This is a genomic window from Acidovorax sp. FW305-C-20-28, assembly GCF_058783375.1.
The window spans coordinates 1-3,358 of the sequence record NZ_JBYSYM010000077.1; the positions used below are offsets into that span (position 1 = coordinate 1).

The 3,358-nt window shown below is 68.3% G+C and carries 4 protein-coding genes and 1 pseudogene; 4 read left to right on the forward strand and 1 reads right to left on the reverse strand.

Annotated features, from left to right (window positions below; genetic code table 11):
- Together AC3WOH_RS34780 and AC3WOH_RS34785 are read left to right on the forward strand one after the other, a co-directional pair.
- Positions 1-408, forward strand: a pseudogene (locus tag AC3WOH_RS34780) (methyl-accepting chemotaxis protein); the annotation flags it as partial.
- Between the two features lie 148 nt (positions 409-556).
- Positions 557-943 (forward strand): bacteriocin, encoded by a 387-nt coding sequence (locus AC3WOH_RS34785; protein ID WP_492233884.1) that lies wholly within the window; start codon positions 557-559, stop codon positions 941-943.
- 73 nt (positions 944-1,016) lie between these two features.
- Here AC3WOH_RS34785 and AC3WOH_RS34790 read toward each other — a convergent pair whose 3' ends face one another.
- The gene (locus AC3WOH_RS34790) at positions 1,017-1,829 is read right to left on the reverse strand and encodes an alpha/beta fold hydrolase (RefSeq protein ID WP_492233885.1); all 813 of its coding nucleotides are present in this window, start codon (positions 1,827-1,829) and stop codon (positions 1,017-1,019) included.
- Between the two features lie 336 nt (positions 1,830-2,165).
- Between AC3WOH_RS34790 and AC3WOH_RS34795 the strand changes: the two genes are divergently transcribed.
- Together AC3WOH_RS34795 and AC3WOH_RS34800 are read left to right on the forward strand one after the other, a co-directional pair.
- Positions 2,166-2,690 carry a chemotaxis protein CheW gene (locus tag AC3WOH_RS34795; protein WP_492233886.1) on the forward strand — a complete coding sequence of 175 codons (525 nt, stop codon included), beginning with the start codon at positions 2,166-2,168 and terminating at the stop codon, positions 2,688-2,690.
- Positions 2,691-2,729: 39 nt separating this feature from the next.
- Positions 2,730-3,358, forward strand: a 629-nt coding sequence (locus AC3WOH_RS34800; RefSeq protein WP_492233887.1) for an MCP four helix bundle domain-containing protein, incomplete at its 3' end; no start/stop codon positions are given.

Sequence of the window (3,358 nt, forward strand, 5' to 3'; positions counted from 1 at the left end):
AGCGAACAAAGCGCAGGCGTGGGCCAGGTGGGAGAAGCGGTCACGCAGATGGACCAGGCCACCCAGCAGAACGCGGCGCTGGTGGAAGAAATGGCGGCAGCGGCAAGCAGCCTGAACAGCCAGGCGGGCGAGCTGGTGAACGCAGTGGCGGTGTTCCGGCTGGCTGCGGGCGAAGGGGGTAGCTACCGTGCGCCGGCAGCCGCTGCTGCGGCCCCGGCGGTGCGCAAGCCGGTGGCCATGGCGGCGCCAGCGGCGCGGGCGGCGGTCACGTCCAGGCCTGCGGCCAAGGCCCCGACGGCCACCCGGCTGGCGGCGCCCAAGGCCCCTGCGCCCGGCCCCGCAGCCGCGGCGCCCAAGGCACCGGCCAAGGCGGCTGGAGGGGGGGATGATGAATGGGAGAGCTTCTGAGGGCTTGACGTGGATCAAGCGCCTCGTCTGACAGCACTGCGGCCTGGCAGACGGCGCCACCCGCAGCGCGTGGGGCGTACAACGAAGAGACAGCGAGCGTTGCCTGAGCGGTGCCGCTTGACCATCCTTCATTTCCCAGGAGACGCCCATGAACCCCTCCAACACCGGAGCCGCCACCCAGGACCAGGACCTCGCCGAGCAGGCTCGTCCCGGACATGGCATTCCTTCCCAAGATCCTGATCCGGCAGCACAGCGCCCGCTGACGGTGGCCGAAGCCGAGCGCGAATCCCAGTCGGCCCTCGTAGGCGGCGGTGTCGTAGCCGGCGCCGCGACCGGTGCTGCGGCGGGCGCTGCTGTCGGCGGACCAGTGGGCGTGGTTGTCGGAGGTACGCTGGGTGTGTTGGCGGGCGCCCTGGGCGGTGCCGCCGCCGGGGCGATCGCCCGGCCGGAAGATCCCAGCAGCACCATTCCCGGCCCCGCGGAGCACGAAGTCGTCCGCACCGGGGAAACCGGACGCGAGGACCTCAACCGCTGAGGTGCGCCCAGGCTCCTCCATGAAAAAACCCGCCAAGGCGGGTTTTTTCATGGCGGCCGAATCCGGCCCGGAATCAGCCTGGCCGGTGCGGGTCGGGGAACACCAACTGCAGCCCAGGCAGTGACGGGCGCCGGAACGGCTGCCATGCCGCGCCCGGCCCATGGGGCTGGGCCAGCCGGTCGGCCACCACCCACCAGGCGCTCGGGTTCAGGCCGATGCCGAAATGGCTGGCCAGCACCTCGACGTTCTCGGTGTTCGGGTTGTGCTTGGCCGGGGCCTGCAGGCTGCCGCGCCAGGCCACCACGCCATCGGTGCGCGAGTAGATGCTGGTGGTGGGCACGGGGGGCGCCTCGGGCAGGTTGTAGCTGGCGACCTCGCGCTCGATGCTGCGGCCGCTGGCGAACTGGTAGATGCGCCAGGCGTTCGTGGAGGTGTGGGGGCCGGCAAAGGGTGTGCCCAGCGTCACCACGCAGCGCACCAGGTCGGGCAGCTCCTTGGCCAGTTCGCGCGCATAGACGCCGCCCAGGCTCCAGCCCACCAGACTCACCTTGTGGCCGCTGCGCTGGGCCGCCTGCTGCAACTGCTGCTTGGCGTTGTCCAGCACGCCTTCGCGCGGGCCCAGGTTCAGGCCCTGGCCCCAGCCCAGGGTGTCGTAGCTGCGTGACTCCAGGTAGCGGCGCAAGGGCGCCGTCGTGGCGTCGCCCGCCGTGAGCCCGGGAAAGACGATGACGGTGTGCCCGTCGCCCATGGGCGCGCGCTGCAGAACGGGCCAGGCGGGCAGCACGGCGCCGAACTCCCAGGGCGCGCGCAACTCCAGCGCCAGCAGGGGCAAGCCAGGGGGAGGCATGTGGTGGGGTGAGGTCTCTTTTTTGGTGAACAGCGTCATCAGGTCATTCCATGGGGCGCCAGGCCCTTGCCCGGCGGTGTCGGGGGCCGTCCGGCGGTGCAGCAGCCGGCCACTCGACAGCCTGGGTAACGGTAACATTTTTTCGCACCGGAACCCCTGCCAGGAGTGGAGGCACCTCTCCAATGCGGCGAAAACCGCCGGGGCCAGAAACGGGCAGGGCGCGCCCTTTTGCCCGCCCCGCATGGCCGCTTTCGGTTGTTCATTGACCGGATTTTGTTTTTAAATGTAACTTTTCGCGGCTATGCTTTCGGGAGTGCCCAGGCCTCAGGGTCCGACCCCAAGAGGCCTGCCTTTCCATTCCGATACGCCTTTGCCATGACCCAAGCCCTTGCTGCAGCCGCTACCGAAGCCCCGTCCCGCATCCCGCAACCGGCCGGCCGCGCCGGGGAGTACCTGAGCTTTCGCCTGGGCCTGGAGGAATACGGCATCGACATCCTTCGGGTGCAGGAAATCCGCTCCTACGAGCAGCCCACGCGGCTGGCCCATGCGCCGGATTTCATCAAGGGCGTGATCGACCTGCGCGGGCGCATCGTGCCCATCCTGGATCTGCGCGTGAAGCTCCAGTGCCCCGAAGCCAGCTATACCGACTTCACGGTGGTCATCATCCTGGACATCGGGTCCGTGCTGGTCGGGGCCGTGGTGGACGCCGTGGCCGACGTGGTCACCCTGACCCCGGAGCTCATCAAGCCCGTGCCGCAGTTCGAATCCCAGGGCAGCCTGGACCCGGCCTTCGTCTCCGGCATTGCCAGCCTGGGAGATCGCATGCTGATCCTGATGGACATCGAGGCGCTGCTCAGCAGTGGCGAATTAGGGCTGGTCAAGAACGCGGCACACGGATAACGTGAAAAACACTCCAAAAACCAATCAACGAGGGACCGGATGAATCGCCTGAATATTTCCACACGGCTGGTGGTGGCCTTTGCCGCCATGGTGTTGTTGCTGATCGCCCTGGGAGGGGTGGCGCTGGCACGCTCGGCCAGCCAGCGCGCAGCGCTCAATGACATCGTTACCATGCGCATCCCCATCACCCGGGCCATGGGGGCGCTGGCCGATGGGGTGAATGTGCAGGCGATCCAGTTCCGCAACCTGGCGATCTTTTCGTCGGAGGCCATTGTCAAATCCTCGCGCGAGCAGATCGGCACGGCGCGCTCGACGATTGCCAAGCAGCTGGAAACGCTCACCGCGCTGATCCAGTCCGAGAAGGGCAAGGAAAGCCTGGCCCGCATGCAGCAGCACCGCGCCGAGTTCCTGCGGTTGGGGGACCAATACGTGGGGCTGATCGACAAGGACCAGAAGGACGAGGCGCTCAAACTCCTGGTGGAGCAGCTTCGCCCGGTCCAGCTGGCCTACCAGAAATCCATCCAGGAGCAGGTGGACTACCAGGCCCAGGTCACGGCCGCCGCCGGCGAGCGGGCCGAGGCGGCCGCCGCAGCCCTGCAGCGCGACGTGCTGATCGCCGGGGCCCTGGCCATCGCGCTGGCCATCTTCCTGGCCATCACCATCATCCG